Genomic DNA, 25,860 nt, shown 5'->3' with positions numbered 1-25,860 from the left:
CCGTGGCAGAGCGCGTGGACGACCGCTGGTTCGGGGACTGGATCGGGTACTCCGCCGCCGCGACCTTCGCGTCGGTGGTGCTCATCCTCGCCAACCCGATCAGCGGGTACCCGCGGACCCTCACGTCCGCCGGCCTCGTCCTCGCGCTCTTCCCGATCTACTGGTTCCTCGCCCGTCCCAGCCGGGCAGGCATCCGCGGCAACAGCTGGCGCGCGTGGCTGTACGTCGGGATCGCGACCGGCGTCTACTTCGTGGCGTACGGGCTGAACAACTGGGCGAACATCGCGCTGTTCATCCTGTCGCCGCAGTTCTTCCTGGTGCTGTCCGCCGTCCCGGCCGCTCTGGCGATCGTCGTGATCAATTTCGGCGGCCTGACGGTGCGTTGGGCGGTCGGCGACCTCGATCAGGGGGATGTCGCCGGGACCCTCGGGCTGACCGTCCTGGTCATCGCCGTCTCCATCTACTTCAGCAACCGCATCACCGCTGTGACCAAGCAGAGCCGGGAGCGCGGACTGCTGATCGACCGGCTGCGCGAGCAGCAGCGCGAGATCGCTGAGCTGTCGGAGCAGCAGGGCGCAGCGGCCGAGCGCGAACGGATCGCCCGCGAGATGCACGACACGCTGGCGCAGGGGTTCACGAGCATCGTCACGCTCGGTCACGCGGTGCAGGGCGAGCTGGAGACCGACCCGGTGACCGCCCGCCGTCACGTCGAACTGATGACCGAGACCGCGCAGGAGAACCTCCAGGAGTCGCGGCGCATCATCGCGGCGCTGACCCCGGGCCGGCTGGCCGAGTCGACGCTGGAGCAGGCGCTGGGCCGGGTCGCCGGGCGCTTCGAGGAGGAGACTCGGGTCCCGGTGGCATTCGCCGTCACCGGAGAGCCGCGTCCCGCAGCGCCTGCCGTGGAAGTCGTGGCGTTGCGGGTGTTCCAGGAGGCGCTGGCCAACGTTCGGAAGCATGCCGAAGCGGCGACGGTGGAGGCGGTGCTCGACTACCGGCCGGACGCGGTCGCGCTCACGGTGCGCGACGACGGGCACGGCTTCGACCCCACCGCACCGCGCGACGGATTCGGACTCGACGGCATGCAGGCGCGCGTGCGGGAAGCGGGCGGCACCTTCGATCTGGCGACCTCGCCGGGCGACGGGACGCGGCTCAGCGTCATCCTGCCGGCGGCGGCGCCCGACCTCCCAAGCGAGGTGACCGCGTGATCCGCATCCTGTTGGCCGACGACCACCCGGTGGTGCGTGAGGGCATCCGCGGCATGCTGCAGGGCTACGACGACATCGAAGTCGTCGGGCAGGCGGGAAGCGGACCCGAGGCGGTCGCGCTGGTCGCGGAGCTGCACCCGGACCTGGTACTGATGGATCTACGCATGCCCGGCGGTGACGGCGTGGAGGCGACGCGGACGATCTCCGCCGCGCATCCCGCCACCCGGGTGGTCGTGCTGACGACCTACGAGACCGACCAGGACATCCTGCGTGCGATCGAGGCCGGCGCGAGCGGCTACCTGCTGAAGGACATCGCTCCGGCGGAACTGGCTCGCTCCGTGCGTTCGGCGGCGGCCGGCGAGACGGTGCTGGCGACGTCGGCCGCGACCGCGCTGCTCGGTCGGGTGCAGGGAAAGCAGGCGGCTCCTGCGCTCTCCGCGCAGGAGGTCAAAGTGCTCCGGCTGGCCTCCGACGGACTGACGAACGCGGCGATCGGATCGCAGCTGTTCATCGGCGAGGCGACCGTGAAGACGTATCTGAGCCGGGCGTACGAGAAGCTCGGCGTCTCCGACCGCACCTCCGCCGTCCGCCGCGCCCTGGAGCTCGGCCTGTTGGACTGATCGGTACGGCAGAATGACCGCATGGCGCCGATCAGGACGGAGCGCGGGCTCGACCGGCTCGTGAACTTCTCCGACGCGACGGTCGCGATCGCGATCACACTGCTGATCCTGCCGCTGGTCGACGCCGCCTCGCACATCGGCCACGAATCGTTCGGCGAGTTCCTCGATGCGAACTTCTGGGAGCTGTTCGCGTTTCTCATCTCGTTCGCCGTGATCGCCCGGTTCTGGGTGGTGCACCACGCCATCTTCGAGACCGTCCGCGATTACAACCAGTGGGTCGTGTGGTTCAACTTCCTCTGGCTGCTCGCCATCGTCGTCATCCCGTTCACCGCGAACCTGCTGTCGACCGGTGCCGGACAGCGCCCGGAGGTCTACGCGCTGTACATCGGCGACATGTTGGTCGCCAGCCTCGCGACCCGACTGATCGGCGAGGTGCTGTACCGCAATCCCGAACTGACGACGGTCGAGTCGCGTCGGGACGTCGACCGTACCCGCGGCCTGGCCGAGGTCATGCTCATGGCGCTGGCACTCGTGCTCGCGATCGTCTTCCCCGACATCAACCTGTGGTGGCTGTTCCTGCTGTTCCTCGCCGCCCCGCTGCACGGGCTGCTGCGCCGCCTGGTGTACGGCGCTTCACAGAAGGCGGCCTGAGGGCTAGCGTCGGGGCATGCGCCCAAAGACTCTTCTCATCCTGGTCGTCCTCGCCGCCGCGTACCTCCTCGGCGCTCGCGCAGGTCGCGAGCGCTACGAGCAGCTCACGAGCTCTTTCACGTCGTTCTGGAACGCGCCGGACGTGAAGAAGGCGCGCAAGAAGGCCAAGGCGCAGGCCGAGAAGGCGCGTAAGCGCTACGCCTGACGCCCGCTCTCCGCGGGTGCGCTGGGCCTACGGCTCGTTGTAGTCGCCTTCGGTGTACTCGCCCTCCGGCGCGTCGACCGGCTCCTCGGCGTCGGTGTACGTGCCCTCGGTGACGGCCTCCGGGCCGACGCCGTCGGTCTCGGTGTACTGACCGTGCACGGTGCGCTCGTGCGGCGCCTCGCCGTCGACCTCGGTGTAGCTGCCCTCGACGTTCTCGTGTGCGTCGCCGGTCGGCTGTTCTGCATTGAACGGCTGCTCTGGGTTGCTCATACGAGGGACATTACGCCGTGCGGCCCCCCACTGCTACAGGTGGGAGCGCTGTAGCCGCACGCCCACCCGTCACGGTAGTCTGCGTCCGTCGAACGGACGATCGGCGGACCGATGAGCGATGACGCAGCGGGGGGCGACTGGCCCCATCGCGTCCTCGAGTTGCGCATCCACGGCATCAAAAACACGCCGCCGACGGAGATCCTCGGCCGCGAGCAGGCCGAGTTGCGGCAGACCCAGGGCGACGAGAACGGCGGATTCTGGTGGGCGCCGAGGCAGGACGACCCTGACCGCGACCCGGATGACGTCCTCGGTACCGTCGACCCCGCGGTGCCGCCGACGGGCGTCCGCACCGAGGCCTACTCCTGGGGCAAGCTCGCCCGATTCGGCTCCGGTCCGCTGCTCTTCGTCGGGCAGCTCTTCGTGCAACTCGCGTGGCTGCTGCTCGCCCCCTTCGGACTGGCGAACGCGGCGTACTGGACGCGCCGCATCCCGACCCAGCGCCCGGGCGGCGAGTGGGAGTCGGGGGTGGGCGGCGCCTCCCTTCGCATCTTCGCGCTCGGCCTGACCCTGCTCTACGTGTGCGCGCTGGGGTCGGTGAGCCTGGACCTCGGCGTCCAGTGCGTCAGCGGAACCGCCTGCACCGCACTGCCGAGCGGGTTCACCGGGTTCTTCAGCACGGCGCCGCTCAGCTGGCGCGGGCCGCAGCTGGCCATCTTGTCGCTGGTCCCGATCGCCGGTGTGCTGTTGCTGTTCCTGGTCTCGCGGCGGGCTCGCGTCCGGTACGAGGCCGCCATCTTCGACGCAGCCGACCGGATGGGCGGACGCGGCGTCCTGCGCACCGGCAGGCTTCGCCCGCTCGCCTCGGAGGGGTTCTGGCGGACCGCGCGCGTGGGCTCGCCGACCGAGCGCCTGCACCTGGCGGCCGCGTTCCTGCTGGTCGCGCTGCTGCTGGCCTGGGACCGGATGTTCTCGGCCGCCGAGGCGTGCGCGAAGCTGCAGACGTTCGTCTCGGGCGAATGCCTCGGCGCCGCCGCGCGCGGTGGCGATGTGCCCATCCTGATCGGCGGGATCGTCGCCGCGGCGGGCCTGGTGGTCGCGATCGCGCTGGTGGGCGTGCTCGCGGAGACGACGAACCCCGGCCGGGTGGCGGTCGACGAGTTCCTGCGCGACCGGCTCCGCCGCACCGGCACAGTCACGGCGTGGGTGCTGGTCGGCGCCGTGGTCGTCTACGTCTTCGTCGGCGCCTCGCTCTGGTTCGGCGGTCAGTACGAAGCGCCGGGGACCGGCGCGTTCCTGGGTCTGGCGACCGCGCCATCCATCGTACTGGGTGTGCTGCTCGCGATCTGCGTCTCCGCACTGGGGTGGCGGCGGGGCGTGCCGCACGTGCTCTCGATCGTGCTCATGACGGGAGCGGGGCTCGCGTTCCTGGCCGGCGTCGCGCAGAACCCTCCGACGCAGGACGGCGACCCCGGGCCGCTGCGGCTGCCCCTCTTCGCTGTCGCCGCCGTCCTTACCGTCGTGCAGCTGTTCTTCGTCTGGTGGTGGCCCCGATCCCGGAGCGGCCGCCGTGCCGGACCGCCGGAACGCTTCCGCGCGGAAGGCTGGGCCGGGATGGGGCCGGGCGTGATGATGCTGCTCGCGCTCGGCGCCGCGATGATCCTCTCGACCCTGCTCGTGCTCGGAGTCCAGGGTTGGCTGGTGAGCGGCTCGGCCCCGTGCGGCTGCGCCGCCCCTCCCCACGGCGTCCTCCGGGCACCGATCGTCTACCACAACTTCGGCGACGTCCTCCCGTTCGTCGCCCTCATCCTCGGGGTCGTCGTCGCCGGCATCGCGCTGTCCCTCCTCCGGTGGATGCCGATGCTCACCACTCCCCGGACCCGCGACGGCCGCCGCCCGCTGCTGGAGGAGGTGGATGCGTACCGCGACGGGCGCATCGCCGCCAGCACGACGGCCGACCGGCTGGCGCTCAAGATCCTCCGTGCGAGGCGGCTTGCCGCCCTCGTCCACCGCGGGGAACCGATCTTCGGCATCCTGGCCGCACTGCTCGCCGTGGGCTTCGTCGTGGCCCTCGCGGTCTCGTACTCGGCGGCGTTCCGGGCGATCGACGCCCTCATCGGCCCTGCGCTCGCCGTCATCGCCGCGGCGATCCTCGTCGTGATCGCCGAGAACGCCCTCACGGCGACGGAGCGGCCCATCAGCATGCTGTGGGACCTGATGTGCTTCCTCCCCCGCGCGGGCCACCCCTTCGGTCCGCCGTGCTACGCGGAGCGCGTCGTCCCCGAGCTGCGCGACCGCGTCACCGACTGGCTCACCCACGACCTGCAACCGCCGGAGGGGCTCGACCTCGCCGCACGACTGCGCTGGCACGACCAGCAGGAGGAGGTGGCGCTCACCGAGGATCGCCCCTTCAGCGTGGTGCTGTCAGCCCACAGTCTCGGCGCCATGCTGGCGGTCTCGACGCTGTTCACCCTCCGCCCGGGCGACACCGACCGGCTCCGCAACGTCGGCCTGCTCACCTACGGCGCACAGCTGCGCGTCTACTTCGGGCGGTTCTTCCCCGAACTGTTCGGTCCGGACGCGCTGGGCACCCTCGGCGCGCGGCGTCCCCTGCTCGTCAAGGGCGACCCCTGGTTCACCCAGGTGGAGCAGGACCAGGACGGCGACCCGGTCGTCGTCGCCCGCTCGGATGCCGACGACCCGTCCCTGGTGCAACTGCTCACGCAGCCGGACGGCTCCGTGGCCTGGGTCAACCTCTGGCGCCGTACCGACTACCTGGGCTTCCCGATCAACAGCTACCGGCTCGACGACCGACGCCCCGACGACCTCGACCGCGGGGCCGACGAATTCGGGCCGCCACGCTACCTGGTGAAAGTGGCGACGCATCCCGACTACCAATCGGCGCCGCAATACCGAGTGGCACTGCTCGACGTGATCGAGCGCATCCGGGCCGGTCAGGCGGACGGCGGGAGCAGTCGGCGCTGACGCCCGTACCGCGTCTCCTGGTAGGCGCCGTGCAGCAGGACGAACACGACGGCCGCCGCCACCCCGCCCGCGATGGAGAGGGGGAGGCTGTGACTGGCGAGATAGAGAAGCAACGAGACCCCCACGCCCGCCACCATCGAGTTCACGATCGCGATGGCGGACGAGATGGTGAAGAACACGCCCCGCCGGTAGCCGCGCTGCCCGATCTCCAGCAGCTCGTTTGGCGCCTTGCCTCCCGGGACCGGGAAGAACGACTCGGCACCCGGCAGCAGAGTGCCGTAGTAGCGGCGGATGCGCTGGATGGACGCGAGCGCGGCCACATCCTCGAGCGAGGTCTGCACCAGCCGCTCGTAGGTGAAGACGCCCAGGATGACGACGACCGGGATGATGACACCGAGGAAGCCGAAGGCGAACGGGGTGGACGCGAGGAAGCCGAACGCGACCAGCGCGCTGGAGAGGGTCATCAGATAGAGGGATGCGCGGCTGCTCGACTCGCTGACAGTGATGCCGCGAGCCGACTCCAGCACGAAGTGCTCGGTCAGCAGCGCGTTGTAGAACGCCATCGGGCGGTCGCCCAGCGCGGACGCCGAGTCTGCGGCATCCGGCAGGACTGCGGGGTCGCCAGCTGCGGGGTCGCCTGCCGCGGGGTCGCCGACTCCCGGGTCCGGGCTGGTCACCGCGCAGCTTCCGTGTCCGGTGCCGCCAGCAACCCGGGCCAGCCCCCGAGATCCGCCGCCGCCCGGTACGTCGCCTGGAGGAACTCCTGCACGAGGGCGTCGGGGTCCGCGGAGCGGCGGACCGTCTCGTAGGGCAGGAGGAACTCGCCGAGCTCCTCGCTGAAGAAAGCTCCTTCCGGCACCGCCGCCGCTGCGAAACCCTCCGGCGCGGGGTAGGCGTACGAGTAGTACGCCCCCTCAGCGCCCCCGCCCGGCCAGAAGCCCGCACTGCTCAGCTCGTGCGAGTACCCCTCCAGCATCACGCTGTCCGGGCAGTTCGGCGCTCCGCCCGGATGCCGCGGAGCCGTGCGCCCCGAGAACCGGGTGACCGCCAGATCCATCGCGCCCCAGAAGTAGTGCACCGGGCTGGCCTTGCCGACGAAGCCGGACCGGAACTCCCGGAGCTGCCGATCGGCGTCGATCAGCTGGCGCCAGAAGGCCTCGGCCTGCTCGGGATCGTACGTGCAGTGCGTGGTGTCGTCGGCGAACGGGATCGCGACGGCGACCTCATTCGGAACGGGATGGATCTCGACAGCGATACCGAGCTCTCCCAGGGCGCGGAACGTCTGCTCGTAGAACGACGCGACCGACTGACCTGCCAGCGGGAAGGCGCGCCGCCCGCCGTCGCTGGTCCGAACTACGAGTTGGTGCTCGACGAAGTCGAACTCGATGTCGAGGACACCCATCGGGATGGGGATCGGCCCGGTGGCGAGCCCGCGGGCGCTCAGCGAGAGCGTCACGTGCCACCAATGGTTGATCGGAGGAGTGAGGGCCATCCGGATCTTGCCCACGATCTGCGTCCACATGTGGACGGTGTCACGCGTGGGCTGCCAGGAGTCGACGAGGAGCTCAGGCCGCATGAGGGTCCTTCCGGTCAGGGTGGGGGGGCGACTTCAGGCTACCGCCGGCCGTGCGCTACCCCGCTCCCTCCACAGAATCGACCCCCTTGGGCTGCCCGGCCAGGTGGCGTTACGTGGTCATCATGACCGATTCGCGTGACGAACAAGAGCCGGTCACCGGCAACGACCCGACCAACGGGCTGGCCGGCGACCTCGAGGGCGACGACGGCGGTGCCGCACAGCCCACAGCGGGCGAGAACGTGATCCAGGATGTGATCCCGGACCTCGACGATGCCCGCGACAGGAACGAGGATGCGGACTCCGCGACCTCCTACAGCGAAGAGGGCAAGCCGTGAGGCGCCCGGGAAGGAGCGAAGCATGAGCGACACCAGCGGACTGCCGAACACGGACTCCGAGGGCGTGCCCGCGGAGGACGAGCCGGAGCGTTTCGAGGACCGGGACGCCCAGTCAGCCGAGCCGGCCGTGACGGAGAAAGGCCAACAGGGAAGCGTCTCGGAGCCGCACGAGACGGGCGTCGCGCCGGAGGGTGCAGAGGATGTGACGGAGGCCGAGAACGGCGGCGACCAGGCGGCCCCGCCCCCCGCGGACTTCGACCCGGCCGACCAGCCGTCGAACCCCGACCTCGTCGGCCACAGCGAGCCTCCGGACTGATCGGTTCTCACCGACCACCGGCCGCGCGCCGGTACCGGACGGCCCCGCTCTCCTCATCCCAGGGCGGGGCCGTTCTCCGTCCGCAAACGGTTAGCGCGGGCGCCCGGCGAGCCACCCCGCGCCGGCCGCCAGGCCGACCAGGCACACGCCGGCGCCGACGCCCAGCACAGGGACATCGCCACCGGAACGGGGGAGGAGCAGCCCCACCACCACGAGGAATGCGCCGACGTTCAGCAGCACGGCGGCGACCCAGCCGAGCGCCGTGCGGAGCGTCGAGTTCATCCCGGGTATCGTAGCCCCGCGGCTACTCACCGTCGATCAGTTCGAGCAGGCGCTTCGTCTCGCGGGCGATGTCGTCGTGGTCATTCTGGGAGGCGCGGCTCTCCAGCGAGATGACCGCACAGCGGTGCACCTTCGCGAAGTCGCCGAACGGGAAGCTGAAGCGGCCCTTGGTCTGCTCGCTCTTGTCCGGATCCTCACCGAGGTGCCAGAGCGCGTAGTCGTCCCAGCCGTTCTGCTCGATGAAGTCATTCTCGTCGTCGGCGGTCGGAGCGTGCTCGCTCCAGTCGTCACGCTGGTCGCGCACGACCTTGCCCTGCTCGACCAGCTTCCTCGCGTGCTCGAGCGCCTTCTTGTTCAGGTGGATGCTCATGCCTCGCCCTGGTTGCCGGTCGCGGCAGTCTCCGCGTCCAGCGACTCGTTGATCAGCGAAGCGACCAGCATCCGCCAGTCCGAACCCTCGTGCAGGGTCTCCGAGTATCCGGGCGGAACCGCGCCGAACACCGGCTCGTGCTCCTCGCCCTCCACCGCGATGCGGACCAGCGTCCCGAGCTCGGCGTGCGACGCGTCCAGCACCACCCACACCCCCGGTGACTTCTTCTCCACGTGGAAGATGCGGTCGCGGTACGGGTACCGCACGCTGGACATCTCGAGTTCGCTCGCCGACATGGCGACTCCTCTCCTGGGCCGTCGTCCCCTATGGAACGCTGCGCGCGTCCGCTTGGCAAGAGGCTTCTTGGCTGCGGGCGGCTCAGGCCGATCGACGGCCGCTCAGCACGCCCTCGATCCGGGCGAGCAGATCGGCCGGATCGTCGAACACCGAGACGGCGCCCGCCTCCAGCAGTTCGGACGGACCGACGCCACCGGACAGCACAGCGGCGGCGCGGACGTGGGCGCGCGCGGCCGCCATCATGTCCCACACCGAGTCGCCGACGAAGAGCGCGTCCGACGGGTCGGCTCCCGCACGCTCCAGGGCGACCTCGATGAGGCCGGGCTCCGGCTTGGCGGTCTCCACGTCGTCGGCGTTCGTCGTCGCATGGATGGCATCCCCGGCATCCAGGGTCTCCATGAGCAGCTTCAGCTCGTCCTCGGGTGCAGAGGTGGCCAGCACGACCCGGATGCCGCGAGACGACAGCTCCCGCAGCAGGTCCGCCGCCTGATCGAACGCGCGCAACCGGTGGGACTGCTCGCGGTAGTACTGCGAGTGCAGGTCCTTTGCGCGCTGGATCCAGTCCTCCTCCCGGTCGCCCACGAGCTCCTCCAGGAGGCGCGCCGAGTCCTGACCGATCGAGCGGTGGATGCGCCAGGAGTCCACCGGCGACCCCAGCTCGGCGAAGGAGCGGCTCCACGCGTCGACGTGCAGGAAGTTGGAGTCGACGAGGGTCCCGTCGACGTCGAAGAGCACAGCGGAAATGGTCATGGCTCCACGACTACCACCCCTTGCGTCGGTCCGGGATGGGGTGCACCGTGCCGGGCATGGCCGATCACCCCTACCCGGAACTCCGGAACCCGCGCACCGCCATCGTCACCGGATCCGACTCCGGCATCGGGCGCGCCACCGCCGTCGCGCTCGCGCGGGCCGGCATGGACGTCGGCATCACCTGGCACTCCGACGAGGAGGGTGCGGAGGAGACCGCCCGTCTCGTCCGCGAGGCCGGTCGCCGTGCCGTGGTCGCGCAACTCGACACGACGGACGCACCCGCCTGCGGCGACGTCGTCGACCGCATCGCCGACGAGCTCGGCGGCTGCGACGTCTTCGTCAACAACGCCGGACTGAACGGCGGCACGCCCTTCTTCGAGACGGATTGGGAGACGTGGCGCGCGACGGTGTGTGCCGACCTCGACGGCGCCTTCCTGTGCATCCAGCGCATGGCGCGGAGGATGGTGGATGCGGGACGCGGCGGCCGAATCATCGGCGTCACCAGCGTCCACGAGCACCAGCCGCGGGTCGGCTCCGCCGCCTATGACGCCGCCAAGCACGGGCTCGGCGGCCTCCTTAAGACCCTCGCTCTGGAGCTCGGCGAGTACGGGATCACGGCGAACGCGGTCGCGCCCGGCGAGATCTCGACGCCGATGAACAATGCCGAGGATGAGGACCCGCGCGAGGTGCACCGCCCAGGGGTTCCGCTCGGGCGGCCGGGCGACGCCCGCGAGATCGCTGCGGTCATCGCGTTCCTCGCCTCACCCGCGGCCTCGTACGTCACCGGTGCCTCCTGGGCGGTCGACGGCGGGATGCTGCAGATGGGGCCGCAGGCCGGGTCGCACTTGACGTCGGACGCCTGGCGCCGGCTCTAGGAGCAGTCGTTCCCGCGCTTGCCGCAGCCTTGCCATGCCGTCATTGCATGCGTAGAGGTCATACCGTCCCGGTAAAGAGCAAACGTCCAACACCTTTCCTCAACCGTTCCGTCTCTATCTATGAGACCTCGCATCGCACCACGCGGTGGAACGGAAAGGAAAACCATCGTAATGACGAAGAACACACGGCAGCGCGGGCGCACTGCCCTCGCTGTCGGAACCATGCTGTCGCTGGGTGTGCTGGGAACTCTGGCGACCAATACGGCAGCGAACGCCGCCTCGATCGACACCGCACAGCAGGGTTCGATCATCATCCACAAGTACACGAACCCCGGCAACGGCGACCAGAACGCGTCGGGCACGGGAACGGAGCCGAACACGGCCCCGATCGCGGGCGTCGTCTTCGAGTACTGCGCCATCGCCGGCATCGACCTGCTCGACAACACCAATACGGGCTGGGACGCGGTCAACGCGATCACGCCCACGGCGAAGCAGGCCGCCGCGGCACAGGGCACGACCCAGCTCGGCAGCCACACCCTGACCGGGTGCACCAGCATGCCGGCGACGGACGCTGCCGGCACGTCAACCACGGCGAAGCTTCCATTGGGCGCCTACTTCGTCCGTGAGATCTCCGCTCCGGCCAACGTGGCGACCCTCGCCGCTCCGTTCATCGTCACCCTGCCGACCCCACAGGATGCCAAGAGCCTCACCGGCGACTGGGTCTACGACGTGAACGTCTACCCGAAGAACACCACGGCTCAGGGCCCTGTCAAGAACGTCGTCAAGCAAGAGGCGAACGGCGGCCTGCTCGGCGCCCCTGTCCAGTACGAGGTCACGCAGCTCGTCCCGGCCCTCGCGACAGGTCAGCCCTATACGAAATTCATCATGACGGAGACGCTCGACGCGAAGCTCACGCCGGGTACCGCTCCCGTGACGGTGAAGGCCGGTTCGACCACTCTCACCTCGGGCGCCGAGTATACCGCCACGTGGTCCGGACAGTCCCTCACGGTCACACTCACGCCGGCCGGTCTCGGCAAGCTCCAGGGGGGCGAGAACGTCGTGATCGGCTTCCAGGCCACGGCGAACGCGCCGGGATCGATCGACAACCAGGTTTTCGTGAACCTCAACGACCTCACTCTCACGCCGGGCACGCCGAACGGCACGGACGGCTCGCCGTCCACCACCGCCACGACGCGATGGGGCGACCTGACCGTGCAGAAGGTCAACGCCGCCAACATGGCCGACGGGCTCTCCGGCGCCACGTTCGAGGTCTACATGGGCACCACCGATCAGAGCCCCGGTTGCACGGCCGACATCACGGGGCTGCAGCAGATCACCGTGCCCGGCTCAGGGGCCCCGTTCGTCGCCACCTCCAGCGCGACCGGCACCATCACAATCGCCGGCCTCTGGATCGGTGACACCGAGAAGACGGTCGCCGCAGACGGTACGGTCTCCAACACGACGGTGGCCGGCCACGACCTGGTGCAGCGCTGCTACGTCCTCAAGGAGATCGCCGCCCCGAACGGCTTCGTCCTCCCGACCGGTGTTGCGGCCCTGACCGCAGTCATGGTCAAAGCCGGCACCAACGGCGTCGTGCCGCTCGTCACGATCAACAACACCCAACAAGGTGTTCCCCAGCTGCCGTTCACGGGATCGAGCGTTCAGCTTGCGCTGACCATCGGCGGCATCGCGCTGCTGATCATCGCCCTCGGCGGTGTGCTGGTCGTCCGTCGCCGGGCGGCTCGCCGGGAGAACTCCTGACAAGCGACTCCTCGCACGACGCTCGGAGGAGGGCCGGCACTCCGGTTCTCCTCCGAGCGTTCCTCCCACCCGAAACCTGGACACCATGCCACGAGAGACCTCTCGGCACGCTCGGCCACGACGCCGGTGGCGGCCTAGCTTCCTGCTGATCCTCATTGCGATGCTGGCCGTGCTCGGCTCGTCCACGCTCACCTACTCGTCGGCGGCGAGCTGGCTCTCGGCGTACAACCAATCCTTGGTGATCAGTCGATACAGCGAAGCCATCAAGAAGGTCGAACCCTCCGCGTCCGAGCAACTCGCCGAGGCCCACCGCTACAACAAGGACCTCTCCGCCGGTGCCGTCCTGGAAGCCAACAGCCACGTCCCCACCGGCAGCGGCACGAGCGACCACAAGACCTACGACTACTGGAAACTGCTCGACACGCCCAACCGCGCGATGTCCCGGATCCAGATCCCGGCAATCGGCGTCGACCTCCCCATCTACCACGGCACCAGTGACGCGGCACTGCTCGAGGGCGCCGGGCACCTGCAAGGGACCTCCCTCCCCGTCGGCGGCCACAGCACCCACTCCGTCATCACAGCGCATCGCGGCCTGGCCGACGCGACCATGTTCACCGACCTCGACAAGGTCACACAGGGCGACACGTTCATCCTGACCACATTCGGCCAGGTGTTCACGTACCGGATCTTCGACACACGCGTCGTCGAGCCGGGAGACACCGCCACTCTCAGGCAGGAGGCCGGGCGCGACCTGGTCACTCTCGTGACATGCACGCCGCTCGGGATCAACACGCACCGCATCCTGGTCACCGGCCGACGCATCCTGCCCACCCCGCCCGAAGACCTCGACGCGGCCAAGAACGCCACGGCGACCCTGCAGTTCCCGTGGTGGGCGGTGCTCTACGGCAGCGCGCTCGTCGCTGTCATCGTCTACGTGTGGCGGGCCGGGCTCACCTACCCGACCAGGGCCGCTCACGTCGCCGCAAGACGGAGAACGCGAAGGAAGTTCTGAAATCGCGTCACGATCCGCCCACCCACCCGTCTAAGTACATGTACCCCTATGCGCGTCGCACGAGGAAGGCAGGCGAGATGACCGTGATGCCACGCATCCCGTCCCGGAAGCCCAAGCCGCGCCGATCGTCTTTCGTGGCTCCCGTAACGCGGACCCACGCTGTTCCCGACGCCCTCTCCTGGCGGCAGCAGCTCGACAACGCATCAGCGCCCAAGGGCCCGGCCGCCTGGAGCGCTGCAAGCCGCACTCAGCTCGACCGGATGGTCATCGATGCCGGCCCCTACGGACTCATCGACCTCGCGACCGCCGAACCGCTCGGTGGCGTGGCCGCCCGGAATCAGCACCTCGGGGTCGTCTGGTGGGACAGACGTTCCTTCCGCGAAGAAGACGACGACGACGGCACGATCCAGACGAGCTTCGTGCCGGCGTCCATCTCCGACCACGTCTCGCTCGCGCCGTCGTGGCCGTCGTCGCCGTCGGCGCCGCTCGACCAGCCGACAGTGTGGACACTCGGCGGGTCGGCTCCTGAGGTCCTCGCACCACCCGTGCAGGCGCGGCGTCCTGGGGAGCCCGACGAGTCCGAGCACAAACGGCATGCACGGCGATCCCGCCACGTCGCCCTGGTCCCAACCCGCAGCGCCCGCGCACGGCCGACCATTTCGAGCCATCCGCGGCGGGCGATGCTACGCCGACGGCGCACCCGGCGACGCGTCATCCTCGGAGCGATCCTGGTCATCGTCGCGTTCGGGGCAACGGTCCTCATCCAGGGCGCGATCTTCACGCCGTTCAACGTCCCCTCCGCCTCCATGGAGAACACGCTCCATTCCGGGGACCGCATCCTGGTGAACAAGTTCGCGTACGGGGCGTCGCCGATTCATCGCGGTGACGTCGTCGTCTTCACCGACCCCGGCGGCTGGCTGGACAGGCAGAGCGGTCAGGCAGCGGGTAACGATCACTACCTCGTCAAGCGCGTCATCGGCATACCGGGCGACCACGTCTCATGCTGCAGCACAGCGGGCCGCGTCACGGTGAACGGAACAGAGCTCGACGAGCAGTTCGCGGTGATCCCGGTCGGCAGTCCGTCGACCGCAACGCCGTTCGATGTGACGGTGCCGGCAGGAGATCTCTGGGTCCTCGGTGACAATCGGTACAACTCCCGTGACTCGAGCCAGACCCAGGTGATGGCCGGGCGGGGCTTCGTCCCGATCGCGAACGTCGTCGGGCAGGCCGTCTTCAAGCTCTGGCCGCTGACCGAGGCCGCACCGATCGGGACCGCGCGGGAAACGTTCGCCTCGATCCGCGATGAAACATGCCCGATCTGAGTGCCCGGGATCAGGAGGAGGACGAAGTCGACGGGCTGGATGAGCCCGCCGTCGGGGTTCCCGCGCCGAACACGGCCGTCGAGTTCACGTCCGACTACGCACTCCCCACGGTCCTACCGAAACGCGTTCACCCGCTTGCGGTCGTCGCTGCGCTCCTCGCATTCCTCATGCCCTTCCTCGCGATCCCCTTGGCGCACAGGGTCACGCGCACGCTCCAGCACGAGGGCGGCCGAGGCGGGGCGCTTGCGCACGCCGCCATCGTGATGGGCTACCTCAACATCCTGTTGCTCGCACTCATCGGTTTGAACGTCGCCGCCGCGGCCTTCCTTCACGCGAGATGAGCACAACCGCAGTCACCCGATCAGGGACACCGCGCGCGCGATGACGAGGGCGAGCAGCGCGAAACCGGCGAACGACTCCAGCGACATCAGGAGCTTCGCCCGGTGGCTCAGCGGCATGGTGTCGGTGGGGCTGAACGCCATGGAGTTCGACAGGGAGAAGTAGAAGTAGTCGATGTAGTTCGGGACCCAGTCCGCCTGCCGGCTGGAACCGCGGGCGACCTCATCAACGGCATCGTGGTCCTCATCCTGCGGGAACCGGAAGTCAGCCAGTTCGAGCTTCGGCCGCGGGACCAGGGCCCGCGCGACCGGGCCGCCCCGGTCCAGCACCCAGAACACCAGCGCGAAGGCGATGACGTTCGTCAGCCACACCTGGAGCGACGCCAGCAGCAGCTCCGACCCGTTGCCGTGCTTGTTCAGCAGCCGGACGATCGTCTCGGCGAACGCGATCTGGTTCGCCACCAGGATGATCAGGGCGAGCGCGATCTCGGCACGCCGCGACCAGGCGGACTCCCGTGTCAGGTGGTGCGGGTTGTAGGCGACCAGGGCCACCACCATCAGCAGGCAGACACCCACCACGGCGTACCGCACGAACGCCGGAACCACGCTCGGCAGGAACGCGTACGCGCCGAGCGCGATCAGGGTGGCGATGACGGCGGGCCAGCGGTGCTCAGCCCGAGCGCGGCGTGCATCCTTCGAGGTGTCGGTCACACCGGGCACAGTACCCGCGGTGGAGCTTGGGGGCAGCGCGGAGCGGTGCCGCGACCCCAGCGCCGAAGGAGCCTGCGACTGAGGTCCCGGCCCGCATCCCTCAGTTGAAGATCGCCCACTCCGAGCGGTCGAGGCAGGCGCGATTCCCGTTGATCACGAGATACCACGACGTTTCGTCGCGATGAAGATACTCCGCGAGGATCGTCGTGTACTTCCACTCACCGGCGACCAGCGACCAGCGGATCAGCGAAACGAGCTGACCCTGGCGCAGGTACGGGACGGCGACGAAATCATCCTGACGATGGGGCTCCGGAACGGTGTGGCGGGCCCCCGTCCGCTGCGTGCTCATGCTGCACTGTAACTCCGCCGCCGGTCCGCTGGATATACCCCGAATAACACCGGGAGGGAAGTCACCCCAGGGTGTTAATCCCGGGGTGTCGTCGCGGTCAGCTCCCCGATCGGCTGGACCGGTGCGATCGTCCGGTGCGCCGCCGACTCGTACGCGGCCAGGATGATGCCGAGGACCTCGATCCCCTCCTTCTGCGTGTGGAGCGGGCGTGTCCCGTCCAGGACGCTGCGCGCGAAGTGGCCGATTTCCGCGCCGAACTCGTCGACCGGCTCGAGCTCGTACACCGTCGCCTCGGCGTCCCCGCGGCCGCGGAAGGTGAGGGAGGTTCCGTCGCTGGTCAGGCTGCCGAGCTCGCCGACGGCGGAGAACTTCTCGGTCCCGTCTGCGGGCTGGTACGCCCAGCTGGTGACGAGGCTGCCGATGACCCCGTTGTCGAAGCGGACCAGCAGCTGCGCCGAGTCCTCGCCCTCCATGAAGGACAGCCGGTGGGTGGCCAGCATCGCGGTCACCTCGACCGGTGAGCCGCCCGCCAGGTGCAGCAGCAGGTAGGTGGGGTGGTAACCCGTGTCGATGAGTTCGCCGCCGCCGCTCGTTGCGGCGTGAGCCCGCCATCCCATGTTCGACGGGTCGAAGTCGTTGTAGAAACTGTCGGTGGTCCGCACCTCGTACACGCGTCCCAGGGCGCCCGACTCGATGAGCTTCTTCGCCTGGGCGACCGCGGGCAGGAACAGCTGGTTGTGCGCGCACATCAGCGTCACCCCGGCCTCGGCGACCGCGGCATCCACCTCGGCGGCTTCTTCGCGCGTGAGGCACAGCGGCTTCTCGCAGAGGATGTGCTTGCCGGCGCGGGCGGCCGCGATGATCGCGTCCTTGTGCAGGTGGTGGGGGAGGCAGATGTCGACCGCGTCGATGTCGGCCTCGGCGAGCATGCTCGCATAGTCGCTGTAGATGGCCGCGCCGGTGTCGGCTGCCCGGCGCTCGGCCGACTCGCGGACCGGGTCGGCGACGGCCGCGAAGGTGACCGTTTCGGGGTTGCGCAGGTAGCCGGCGACGTGAGCGCCGGCGATGTCGCCGGCTCCGATGAGGCCGATGCGAACGGTGGTGCTGGGCATGAGGAAGTGCTCCTTCAGAAGTGGATGCGGTGCTCGCGCACCGAGAAGTCGGTGAGAAGTAGGTGAGAAGCGGGTCAGCCGACGGGCGCCGTTGCCAGTGCGACAGTGCGCCCGGTGGCGGCGGACTCATTGGCAGCGATGACCATCCGGGTCAGCTCGACGGCGTGACGCAGGTTGTCGTCGGCCGTCGTCCCGTCGTGGATGTGCTGCACCCACTGGGCGAAGGCGCCGGGTCGGCGTTCGGGCAGCGGCAGCTCCTGCCACTCGTCGCCGAATGCGCCGCCCTTGGCAAGGAGTCGTTCCCCACCGAAGCCGAACATCAGTGATGCGTCGGTGCCGCGCAGCTCGATGGTGAAGGCTCCGGGCGTCGTGACGACGCTGGCCTCGAAAACGCCGACGCGTCCGCCGGGGAACGCGGCCGTGACGACCGCGTTGTCCTCGACCGCGCGTCCGGTGACGCTTCCGTAGGTCGCCGAGATCGCCAGAGGCTCCGAGCGCTGGAAGAGGCGGGTGAGGTAGGCGGGGTGGCATCCCAGGTCGGTGAGGGCGCCGCCGATCGCCGCGGCGGGGTCCGCGAACTGCTCCGGCAGCCAGCCGGCCACCCAGCCGTCATGCGCCAGGCGCACGCGAGAGTAGGTGAGTTCACCCAGCATCCCGTCGTCGAGGATGCGCTCGATCGCACCGGTGTAGTCGTCGTACAGCCGGGGAAGCGAGACGACGAGTGCGACGTGTGCCTCGCGGGCGAGTTCGACCAGCTCTTCTGCTTCGGCGACGGTGGGGGCCAGGATCTTCTCCGTGAAGACGTGCTTGCCGGCCGTGATGGCGCGGCCGATCACGTCGCGGTGCTGGTCGGTCGCCGTGGTGATGGTGACGGCGTCGAGTCCGGGGCGGGCGAGCAGTTCGTCCAGGTCGGCGACGAACTCCACGCCGAATTCGTCGGCGGCCGCGCGGCCGCGCTCGGCGTCGTCGTCCCAGACGGCAACGAGGGTGGTGTCGGGATGCTGCTGGACGTTGCGCGCGTAATCGCCCGCGTGCACGTGCCAGAAGCCGATCGCTGCAACGGTGAGGGGGTGGGACATGCCTGTGAAGGCCTCCTTGCCAGTGGATTCGGTGCGCGCGAACCACGAAAGCGTACCTTCTGCTCCGGGGCCGTCGATACCCTTTCGGCGAAGATTTCTGGAATCGTTCCCATGTTCGGCATGATCGGAGGATGAGCACCGCGACGACGATCAGCCTCGATGGCGACGACTGGACCATCCGCGAGGCCCTCGGCGACACGACCGAGTGGTACCTCGGCGCTCCGCTGCCCGAGGCCGGCAACAACGTGGCCGAGGCGTCAGCGGCGATCGCGGCGGCCCCCGGGTGGCTCCCGGCGCGGGTCCCGGGGGCGATGATCGACGATCTGCGCCGGTCCGGGGAGGTGCCCGACCCGCGTGTCGGGCGCAACAGCCGCGCCGCCGAGTGGGTCGCGGAGCGGTCGTGGGTGTACCGGCGCGGCGTCGACCTCGACGCGTCGGCGGCGGACGGACCTGCGGTGCTCGAACTCGACGGCGTGGACCCGGGTGCGGACGTGTACTGGGACGGCGAACTGCTGGGCTCGGTCCGCGGCCTCTACTACCGGGCGCGGTTGACGCTCAGCGCCGCTCAGCGGTCGGCCGGACGGCACAAGCTCGCGCTGCGCGTGCATCCGGCGCCCGCCTCGGAACCGCAGGTCGGCCGCACGGAGCGGGTGCGGGTCCACACGCCCCGGCTGGGTTACGGCTGGGACTTCTCCCCGCGCCTCCGCCACCAGGGGGTGTGGAAGGGGGTGCGCATCCGGTACGGCCGGGCCCTCCTCGGCGACGTGGTCGTGCGCGCCCAACTCGCGCCGGCCCTCGTGCCGGCCCTCGTGCCAGCCCTCGCGTCGGCGCCGAGCCGTGAGTCGATGCGTGAATCCGCGCCGAATGGTGACATCACGTCGCAACTCGCGGAGGCCGTCGGAGTGGTGGCGGTGGCGTGGGATGCGCCGGCGCGGGAGGGCGACGCTGCGCTCACCGTCACGGTCAGCGTCGCGCGTGGGGGACATCCACTCGCCATGGTCACCGTCGCCGCGTCGGACGGTGCGGCCGAGGTGCGCCTCCCGGAGCCCGAGCTGTGGTGGCCGAACACGGTCGGGCTGCAGCCGCTGTACGACGTGACCGTCGTTCTCGCCGATGCGACCGGCGAAGCCGACCGCGTGGCACGCGAGGTCGGCTTCCGCACCGCTCAGCTGGTCCCCAACGTCGGCGCGCCCGACGGAGCACTCTCCTATACCGCCCTGGTGAACGGCGTGACCGTACCGCTGCTCGGCTGGAACTGGACCCCGGCCGACTCCCTCTTCGGTTCCATCGAGGAGGCGCGGGTCGAGCACCTGCTCGGCCTGGCCGCGGATTCCGGCGCGCGACTCGTCCGCGTGTGGGGTGGCGGCCTGATCGAGACCGAGCACTTCTACGCGACGTGTGACCGCCTCGGCCTGCTGGTGTGGCAGGAGTTCTCCCAGTCGAGTTCGGGGATGCAGAGCGCGCCGAGCACCGACCCGGAGTTCGTGGCGCTGATGCGGGCGGAGGCGGAGGCGCTGGTGCCGACGCGCGTCCACCATCCGTCGCTGCTGCTGTGGGGTGGCGGCAACGAGCTCGACGAGGGCGGTGTGCCCCTCTCGGATGATCGGTCGCCGGTGCTGGCCGCGCTCTCCGAGACGGTCGCCCGCCTGGACCCCGACCGCGGATGGCTGCCGACCTCGCCGACCGGGCCGGAGTTCCACAACCGGCTCGACCGCATCCAGGCCGACCCGGACGGGCAGCACGACGTCCACGGCCCGTGGGAGCACCAGGGCCTGGTCGCTCACTACACGCTGGCCAACGCCGGTACGAACCTCGCGCACACCGAATTCGGCGTCGAGGGGATGACGAACCTGCGCTCGCTGGAGGCGCTCATCCCCGAGGCCGAGCGGTGGCCCGCCGACCGGACCAACCCGGTGTACCGGCACCTCGGCGAGTGGTGGAACAACGCCGACCAGGTCGTCGAGCTGTTCGGCGGCCGGCCGGACGCGCTGGAGACCCTGAACCGCGCATCCCAGCTGCTCCAGGCAACCGGGCTGCAGTACGCGGTGGAGGCGGACCGGCGGCGGTTCCCGCGGTGCAGCATGGTGCTGCCGTGGCAGCTGAACGAGAGCTTCCCGAATGCCTGGTGCACCGCCGCCGTCGACTTCCGCGGCGACCCGAAGCCGGCGTACTTCGCGGTGGCACGCGCGTTCGAGCGGCGTCGGGCGACGCTGCGGGTGGATCGCGCGGTGTGGGGCGGCCAGGCGACAGCATCCGTCGAGGCGTGGCTCTGGGCAGAGGATCCGGTCGCGGACGGGTCCACCGTCACGCTGCGCGCGCTGGCGCTCGACGGCTCCGTTCTGGCCGAGCGCGGGTTCGTCGCCCCGGAGGTCGGGCATCCCGAGCCGATCGGGTCGCTGACCTTCCCGGTCGCAGGCCTGCCGGGCGTATTCCTCTGGGAGGCGGAGTGGCGGGACGCGGGCGGCGTCATCGATCGTGAGCGGATGCTCGCGACGAGCACCGCCGACTTCGCCGCGCTCTTCGACGTGCCCGCACCGGGCCTCGAGGTGTCGCGCGCGGACGACGGCTCCGTCCGATTGCGCAACACCGGCGACGTCGCGGCGGTGACCGTGCGACTGGTGGACCGGCGACCGGTCGGCGATCCCGGCGTCCTCTCCGTCGGCGGCGACCCGCGCCTCCTCCTGCCCGGGGAGGAGCGAACCCTCGCGTCGACGCCCGGCCTGCCGGTGCGGGTCGAGGTGTGGAACGGCGCAGCCGTCGACCTCCCGTGACCGCAGTACCGCCGCCTCCGCCGCTCTCCGCCGCTTTCCGCTGGTGCCAGGAGCAGTGCGGCGGGTCGATCATGACGCCATGCGAAGGCGAACGGATGCAGGCGGCGCACCGCGCACGTTCACGGCGTGTTCAGTTCGGGGTGGTGTGATAGCCCCGTGAAGACGCGAATCGCGGAGTATCCGCGGCCGGACCACTTCCTCCTCCACATCAGCGACACGCACCTGCTGGCCGGAGGTGAGCGGCTGTACGGCTCCGTCGACAGCGAGCAGCACCTCCGCGCCCTGCTGCAGGAGGTGGAGGCGTCCGGCGGTCGGCCGGACGCCATCGTCTTCACCGGCGACCTCGCCGACCGCGGCCAGCCCGACGCCTACGCCCGGCTGCGTGCCCTCGTCGACCCGGCGGCCGAGCGGATGGGCGCGAAGGTCATCTGGGTCATGGGCAACCACGACGACCGGGCGTCGTTCCGTCAGGGACTCCGAGACGAGCTGGGCGACATCTCGCCGATCGACGACGTCTACTGGATCGGCGGCCTGCGGGTGATCGTGCTCGACTCGACGGTTCCCGGCCACCACTACGGCGACGTGAGCGAGTCGCAGCTGGACTGGCTGGCGGCGGAGCTGGCGACCGCGGCGCCGGAGGGCACCGTGCTCGCGATGCACCACCCGCCCATCCCGAGCGTGCTCGACCTGGCCGTGTCGGTCGAGCTGCGAGATCAGTCGCAGCTGCGCGAGGTGCTCGACGGGAGCGACGTCCGCAGCATCCTCGCGGGGCATCTGCACTACTCGTCGACCGCGACGTTCGCCGGCATCCCCGTCTCGGTGGCGTCGGCGAGCTGCTACACGCAGGACCTCAACGTGCCCGTCGGCGGGACGCGCGGCCGTGACGGCGCACTGTCGTTCAACATGGTGCACGTCTACCCGAACACGGTGCTGCACTCCGTCGTGCCGCTCGGTCACTACCCCACCCTCGACTACGTGGACGCCGAGGAGTCGGCGCGCCGCCTCGCCGCGGACGGCATCCGCATCCCTCCGGCCCCCCGCCGCGAGCTCCCCACCGAGCCCATCCGCACCCTCGCCTGACCCCCCACCGTCGAGTCCACACTTCCTACACGCGACACGCCGCGCGGGCGTGCAAAAAGTGTGGACTCGACTGTGGGGCGTGGGCGTGGGGCGACGCGGGGTCAGGCGGTGGGAGGGAGCGGGCGCTCCCAGGGGGCGGGGAAGGGGAAGTAGCGCTCGAGGAAGTCGGTCACGATGCGCGTGCGCGTGGCCGGGTCGATCTCGGGCTTCGAGCCGTCGTTGAGGCAGAACATGTCCTGGTCGCGCTTCTTCAGCAGGCGCCGCATCATGTCGGGCGCCTGGCGGAGCGTCGTCTCGACGTAGAGCACCTTCGCCTGGGTCTGGGCGACCGCGCGCCCGGTCATCAGCGCGTAGTAGTGGTACAGCGAATTGGTCACGGAGATGTCGGTCGCCGACCGGAACGGGCTGGCCGCGGTGCGACGGAAGTCCTCCGCGAACTCGCGCTCCATCTCCCGCAGCACGCTGACGCGCAGCGGCGCAGCGCAGTGCTCCAGGTGCCGGGTGGTGACGGTGCCGAACCGCTCCCAGAGCAGCCGACGGTTCACGCGCGCTGCGTTCTCGAAGCCACTGCGGGCAGCGTTGGTCTCGCCGAGGCCGATGCGCGTGCCGGCCTCGACGAACTTCGTGACGCCTCCCGGCGAGAAGAAGATGTCGGGCGACAGCGGTCGGCCGATGAACATGTCGTCGTTCGAGTAGAGGAAGTGCTCCGACAGCCCAGGGATGTGGTGCAGCTGGCTCTCGACAGCGTGCGAGTTGTGGGTGGGCAGCCCCGAGGTGTCGGGGAAGAAGCCCTCGCTCCGCATGACGTGGATGCGCGGATGCTCGGCATCCAGCCACGACGGCACCGGCGAGTCGGTCGCGATGTAGATGTTGCGGATCCACGGCGCGAACATGTGGATGCTGCGCATCGCGTACTTGAGTTCGTCGATCTGCCGGTAGCGCGCTTCGTTGTCGTCCCCCTCACCGACCACGTACGTCGACATCCGCGCGGCCCGCTGCCGCTGGTATTCGGCGTCGGAGCCGTCGACCCACGAGAAGACGATGTCGACGTCGAACGCGACGTCGCTGGCCAGCGGGTCGAACATGTGCTGCAGCGTCCGCCAGCGCCGCCCGTACAGCTCCACCTCGGCCTCGACGGCCTCGCTGCGCGGGAGGCGCGGTCGCATCAGCGCATTCTCGCGCGGCGCTGTGATCTCGTCGTCGCCGAACCTCCAGAACTCGAGCTGGAAGGCGGTGTCGGCGCCGTACCGGAGCCGTCCGATCGGTTCGAGGCGTGGGCGGTACACGCGCAGGATGTCGGCCTTGCGGCGGGAAAGTCCGGCGTCGGCGATGAGCAGGTCGTTGCCGTACGCGTCCCCGCCGGGGTCGATGCTGCGGGCGTAGAACGGCTCGTCGGCGAACGCGGCGGCCAGCGCCGTACGGACCTCTTGGCGCTTGCGGCGGTCGAGCGCCACGACTAGGCGGTTGTCGTCGTCGCGGACGAGCAGGTATTCCAGTCCGGCGTCGTCGAGCGCGTCGCGCACCGCAAGGAGGTCTTCGATCATCGACTCCCGGGGTGTGAACGGGCCGGAGACCAGGGTGTACAGGCCTTTGCGCTGCACGATGTCGTCGCGGATGAACCGGCGCACGCCGAGGCCGGTGTCGCTGGTGACGACGACGGGCTCAGGCTGGTCGGAGAGGGATGCGGGTGGAAGCTCAGCCATACCCTCATTACTCTATGCCGCTCCTGTGACCGCGGTTCCCGCGCCGACTCCTCCCTGCGGGGCGGCGAGGAGTTCCCGGACGGTTGCCAGCAGCACGGCGCGCGCATCCGGCGTCACCAGCCACGGCGCGAACCCGTCGGTCGACAAGAAGAACGTGGCCCGCGCCGCCGGTGCGATGCTGCCGTCGGCAAGGCGCGAGCCCGCGGGCGTCACGCCGATGACCGCCCGGCCGGACTCCGCGTCGTGCGCCACGACCGTCGCCTGCGCCGGCAGGTCGGCCACGGTGAGCTTTGACCGGCCGCGATAGACCACCACTTCGCCCTCCCGGCCCGCCGCGGCCGGGTGGCCAGGGGCGGAGATGTGGATGCGGTCAAGCGACAGCGGGACGGCCGAAGCCGACGCCATCCCGAGCGGCACGAGGTGGCCCCACGCCAGCAGCGGGACCGGACGGGCCGCGGCCGTCCGCGCGGTCTCCTCGGGAGCGGTGCGTGTGACGATGAGCAGGTCGGCGTCGGCAGTGTCGCCGAGTCGCGCGCGCATCCCGGCGCCGCCCAGGAACTCGACGAGCTCGCGGTCGCCGGGCGCCGGGTTGCCGCCGCTGAGGACCGCGACCACAGCGCCGTCGCCGTGGCTGCGGGCGGGGGTTACTCCCAGTCGTTCGAGGGCTGCGTCGACCACGGCGAGCACAGCGGTGCGGGCGACGTCGGCGAACTCGGCTTCCAGGGCGCGGCGCGCGTCGAGGAGGGCGTCGAGCCCGGTGCGGCTGTCGTCACCCTGCAGCACGCGGCTGGCGAGCACACCGGCGGTCCCCGCCGCCCGGGCGGCGGCGATCCAGGGCCGCAGCTGCTCGGCGAGGTCGGCCGGCGTGGAGGGCGCGGTCGCGGTGTCGGCGAGGCGGGCGAGCAGCGCCTCCACCGCATCCCATCGGCCGGCTTCGACCAGCGAATCGAGCTGCGGCCAGCGCGGCGCCGCGGGCGGCCACGCGCTGCACGCCTCCACGAGGGCCCGCAGGCCGTCGTCGGCACCGGCGACCGCGACGTATGCCCGTTCGGCGGCCGCCTCGGCGTCGTACCCGGAGGGGTCGGCGGCCCACTCCGCGACGGTGGTCAGCGCGAACCGCGACGGCGCGGCCTCGACCATGGGATTGGCTGCGATGCCGACGAGTCCCGGCGCCGCCGAGCGACCGCTGAGCGGCCCCAGGAACACGCGCGAGCGGTCGAAGTCGTTGACCGGGAAGTTGTCCCAGAGCACCAGATCCCGCCCGAAGGCGCGCGTCGCCTGGGCGATGTCGTCGGCAGTGACCTCCCCGACCACGATGTCGGCGCCGGTCCACAGCACGCACGCTTCCGCGGGCAGTGTCTGGTCGAGGCCGACGCGGTACGGCGTCCGCTCGAGCCCGGCGTAGTCGGTCGGGCACAGCAGGAGCGGTTCGTCGATGCCGGCGGGCAGCAGGAACGACCGCTGGAACCGCGCCGCGACCTCCCCGTGCGCCCGCCCCAGCGGCTCGGGGTCGTCCATCGGGACGTCGTCGAACAGCAGCGCGAACGAGCGGATGCCCGCCTCCAGCAGCTGGCGGCACTTCGCCGCGAGCGCCTCGTGCTCCGCATCCTCGTCGTAGCGCATCGAGAGTCCCGGCGCGATCGCGTAGACGAAGCGCACCCCTCGTTCGGCGGCTGCGGCGTTCAGGCCCGCGAGTTCGGCGAGGCGCTGCTCGGGATAGGGCTCCCGCCAGCTGTCTCGGTGCCACGGGTCGTCCTTCGGCGCGTACAGATAGCGGTCGAGGCCGAGCGCGCCGCCGCGCTCGAACCAGGCCAGCCGGTCGTTGTGCGACCACGGTTCGCCGTAGAAGCCCTCGACGACGCCGCGCCATGCGAGGCCCTTCATC

The 25,860-nt window shown here is 70.2% G+C and carries 27 protein-coding genes; 14 read left to right on the top strand and 13 right to left on the bottom strand.

Annotated features, from left to right (window positions below; translation table 11 throughout):
* Positions 1–2: 2 nt before the first annotated feature.
* From AB4079_RS07780 to AB4079_RS07765, 4 genes are read left to right on the top strand one after another with little or no spacing between them, the layout of a single operon-like run.
* A complete protein-coding gene (locus AB4079_RS07780; protein WP_441786720.1) occupies positions 3–1,208 on the top strand; it encodes a sensor histidine kinase in 1,206 nt (401 codons plus the stop codon).
* Complete coding sequence (locus tag AB4079_RS07775; protein ID WP_441786719.1) at positions 1,205–1,828, top strand: response regulator; 624 nt, start codon at positions 1,205–1,207, stop codon at positions 1,826–1,828. The genes AB4079_RS07780 and AB4079_RS07775 overlap by 4 nt, the downstream gene beginning before the upstream one ends.
* Positions 1,829–1,849: 21 nt before the next feature.
* Positions 1,850–2,479 (top strand): TMEM175 family protein, encoded by a 630-nt coding sequence (locus AB4079_RS07770; protein WP_441786718.1) that lies wholly within the window; start codon positions 1,850–1,852, stop codon positions 2,477–2,479.
* A gap of 16 nt (positions 2,480–2,495) precedes the next feature.
* On the top strand, positions 2,496–2,684 hold the full coding sequence (locus AB4079_RS07765; RefSeq protein WP_441786717.1) for a hypothetical protein: 189 nt from the start codon (positions 2,496–2,498) through the stop codon (positions 2,682–2,684).
* A gap of 27 nt (positions 2,685–2,711) precedes the next feature.
* Here the strand turns inward: AB4079_RS07765 and AB4079_RS07760 are convergent, their stop codons facing one another.
* Entirely contained in the window at positions 2,712–2,954 is a 243-nt protein-coding gene (locus tag AB4079_RS07760; RefSeq protein WP_441786716.1) for a hypothetical protein, read from the bottom strand.
* 111 nt (positions 2,955–3,065) lie between these two features.
* Here AB4079_RS07760 and AB4079_RS07755 point away from each other — a divergent pair, with 111 nt between their 5' ends.
* Positions 3,066–5,936 (top strand): hypothetical protein, encoded by a 2,871-nt coding sequence (locus AB4079_RS07755; RefSeq protein WP_441786715.1) that lies wholly within the window; start codon positions 3,066–3,068, stop codon positions 5,934–5,936.
* On the opposite strand, the gene AB4079_RS07750 is transcribed toward AB4079_RS07755, so the two are convergent.
* Together AB4079_RS07750 and AB4079_RS07745 are read right to left on the bottom strand one after the other, a co-directional pair.
* Positions 5,906–6,613, bottom strand: coding sequence for a hypothetical protein (locus AB4079_RS07750; RefSeq protein ID WP_441786714.1), 708 nt, complete (start codon positions 6,611–6,613; stop codon positions 5,906–5,908). The genes AB4079_RS07755 and AB4079_RS07750 overlap by 31 nt on opposite strands.
* On the bottom strand, positions 6,610–7,512 hold the full coding sequence (locus tag AB4079_RS07745) for a DUF5996 family protein (RefSeq protein ID WP_441786713.1): 903 nt from the start codon (positions 7,510–7,512) through the stop codon (positions 6,610–6,612). Before AB4079_RS07745 ends, AB4079_RS07750 begins: the two co-directional genes overlap by 4 nt.
* Before the next feature lie 122 nt (positions 7,513–7,634).
* Here AB4079_RS07745 and AB4079_RS07740 point away from each other — a divergent pair, with 122 nt between their 5' ends.
* Positions 7,635–7,847 carry a hypothetical protein gene (locus tag AB4079_RS07740; RefSeq protein ID WP_441786712.1) on the top strand — a complete coding sequence of 71 codons (213 nt, stop codon included), beginning with the start codon at positions 7,635–7,637 and terminating at the stop codon, positions 7,845–7,847.
* A gap of 22 nt (positions 7,848–7,869) precedes the next feature.
* Entirely contained in the window at positions 7,870–8,163 is a 294-nt protein-coding gene (locus tag AB4079_RS07735) for a hypothetical protein (RefSeq protein WP_441786711.1), read from the top strand.
* 90 nt (positions 8,164–8,253) lie between these two features.
* Here AB4079_RS07735 and AB4079_RS07730 read toward each other — a convergent pair whose 3' ends face one another.
* From AB4079_RS07730 to AB4079_RS07715, 4 genes are all read right to left on the bottom strand, one after another.
* Entirely contained in the window at positions 8,254–8,445 is a 192-nt protein-coding gene (locus tag AB4079_RS07730) for a hypothetical protein (protein ID WP_441786710.1), read from the bottom strand.
* A 22-nt stretch (positions 8,446–8,467) separates the two neighbouring features.
* Positions 8,468–8,815 (bottom strand): hypothetical protein, encoded by a 348-nt coding sequence (locus AB4079_RS07725; RefSeq protein WP_441786709.1) that lies wholly within the window; start codon positions 8,813–8,815, stop codon positions 8,468–8,470.
* Entirely contained in the window at positions 8,812–9,111 is a 300-nt protein-coding gene (locus AB4079_RS07720; RefSeq protein WP_441786708.1) for a hypothetical protein, read from the bottom strand. The genes AB4079_RS07725 and AB4079_RS07720 overlap by 4 nt, the downstream gene beginning before the upstream one ends.
* An 82-nt stretch (positions 9,112–9,193) precedes the next feature.
* Entirely contained in the window at positions 9,194–9,862 is a 669-nt protein-coding gene (locus tag AB4079_RS07715) for an HAD family hydrolase (RefSeq protein ID WP_441786707.1), read from the bottom strand.
* A gap of 56 nt (positions 9,863–9,918) precedes the next feature.
* Here AB4079_RS07715 and AB4079_RS07710 point away from each other — a divergent pair, with 56 nt between their 5' ends.
* The 5 genes from AB4079_RS07710 (at position 9,919) to AB4079_RS07690 (ending at position 15,173) form a co-directional block, all read left to right on the top strand.
* The gene (locus AB4079_RS07710) at positions 9,919–10,737 is read left to right on the top strand and encodes an SDR family oxidoreductase (protein ID WP_441786706.1); all 819 of its coding nucleotides are present in this window, start codon (positions 9,919–9,921) and stop codon (positions 10,735–10,737) included.
* Positions 10,738–10,908: 171 nt separating this feature from the next.
* Positions 10,909–12,498 carry a SpaH/EbpB family LPXTG-anchored major pilin gene (locus AB4079_RS07705; protein ID WP_441786705.1) on the top strand — a complete coding sequence of 530 codons (1,590 nt, stop codon included), beginning with the start codon at positions 10,909–10,911 and terminating at the stop codon, positions 12,496–12,498.
* Between the two features lie 160 nt (positions 12,499–12,658).
* Positions 12,659–13,510, top strand: a complete 852-nt coding sequence (locus tag AB4079_RS07700; protein WP_441786704.1) for a class C sortase — start codon at positions 12,659–12,661, stop codon at positions 13,508–13,510.
* A 77-nt stretch (positions 13,511–13,587) separates the two neighbouring features.
* The gene (gene lepB / locus AB4079_RS07695; RefSeq protein WP_441786703.1) at positions 13,588–14,832 is read left to right on the top strand and encodes a signal peptidase I; all 1,245 of its coding nucleotides are present in this window, start codon (positions 13,588–13,590) and stop codon (positions 14,830–14,832) included.
* The gene (locus tag AB4079_RS07690; protein WP_441786702.1) at positions 14,820–15,173 is read left to right on the top strand and encodes a hypothetical protein; all 354 of its coding nucleotides are present in this window, start codon (positions 14,820–14,822) and stop codon (positions 15,171–15,173) included. Before lepB ends, AB4079_RS07690 begins: the two co-directional genes overlap by 13 nt.
* 12 nt (positions 15,174–15,185) lie before the next feature.
* Here AB4079_RS07690 and AB4079_RS07685 read toward each other — a convergent pair whose 3' ends face one another.
* The 4 genes from AB4079_RS07685 to AB4079_RS07670 all read right to left on the bottom strand — a co-directional run bounded on the left by AB4079_RS07685 (position 15,186) and on the right by AB4079_RS07670 (position 18,421).
* Positions 15,186–15,881 carry a hypothetical protein gene (locus AB4079_RS07685; RefSeq protein ID WP_441786701.1) on the bottom strand — a complete coding sequence of 232 codons (696 nt, stop codon included), beginning with the start codon at positions 15,879–15,881 and terminating at the stop codon, positions 15,186–15,188.
* A gap of 100 nt (positions 15,882–15,981) precedes the next feature.
* The gene (locus AB4079_RS07680) at positions 15,982–16,230 is read right to left on the bottom strand and encodes a hypothetical protein (protein WP_441786700.1); all 249 of its coding nucleotides are present in this window, start codon (positions 16,228–16,230) and stop codon (positions 15,982–15,984) included.
* Between the two features lie 74 nt (positions 16,231–16,304).
* Complete coding sequence (locus tag AB4079_RS07675) at positions 16,305–17,342, bottom strand: Gfo/Idh/MocA family protein (protein WP_441786699.1); 1,038 nt, start codon at positions 17,340–17,342, stop codon at positions 16,305–16,307.
* Positions 17,343–17,416: 74 nt separating this feature from the next.
* The gene (locus tag AB4079_RS07670) at positions 17,417–18,421 is read right to left on the bottom strand and encodes a Gfo/Idh/MocA family protein (RefSeq protein WP_441786698.1); all 1,005 of its coding nucleotides are present in this window, start codon (positions 18,419–18,421) and stop codon (positions 17,417–17,419) included.
* Between the two features lie 131 nt (positions 18,422–18,552).
* Here AB4079_RS07670 and AB4079_RS07665 point away from each other — a divergent pair, with 131 nt between their 5' ends.
* The gene (locus AB4079_RS07665; protein ID WP_441786697.1) at positions 18,553–21,192 is read left to right on the top strand and encodes a glycosyl hydrolase 2 galactose-binding domain-containing protein; all 2,640 of its coding nucleotides are present in this window, start codon (positions 18,553–18,555) and stop codon (positions 21,190–21,192) included.
* 156 nt (positions 21,193–21,348) lie between these two features.
* Positions 21,349–22,272: a phosphodiesterase gene (locus AB4079_RS07660; RefSeq protein ID WP_441786696.1), complete on the top strand. Its 924-nt coding sequence runs from the start codon at positions 21,349–21,351 to the stop codon at positions 22,270–22,272.
* Between the two features lie 101 nt (positions 22,273–22,373).
* Here AB4079_RS07660 and AB4079_RS07655 read toward each other — a convergent pair whose 3' ends face one another.
* Together AB4079_RS07655 and AB4079_RS07650 are read right to left on the bottom strand one after the other, a co-directional pair.
* Entirely contained in the window at positions 22,374–23,975 is a 1,602-nt protein-coding gene (locus tag AB4079_RS07655; RefSeq protein WP_441786695.1) for a stealth family protein, read from the bottom strand.
* 12 nt (positions 23,976–23,987) lie between these two features.
* Complete coding sequence (locus AB4079_RS07650) at positions 23,988–25,859, bottom strand: protein O-GlcNAcase (protein ID WP_441786694.1); 1,872 nt, start codon at positions 25,857–25,859, stop codon at positions 23,988–23,990.
* Between the last annotated feature and the right edge of the window lies 1 nt (position 25,860).

Origin of the sequence: Leifsonia sp. 2MCAF36 (assembly GCF_052115525.1) — a bacterium.
Classification (GTDB): domain Bacteria; phylum Actinomycetota; class Actinomycetes; order Actinomycetales; family Microbacteriaceae; genus Leifsonia.
This window is presented reverse-complemented; position numbering and strand designations above follow the sequence as displayed.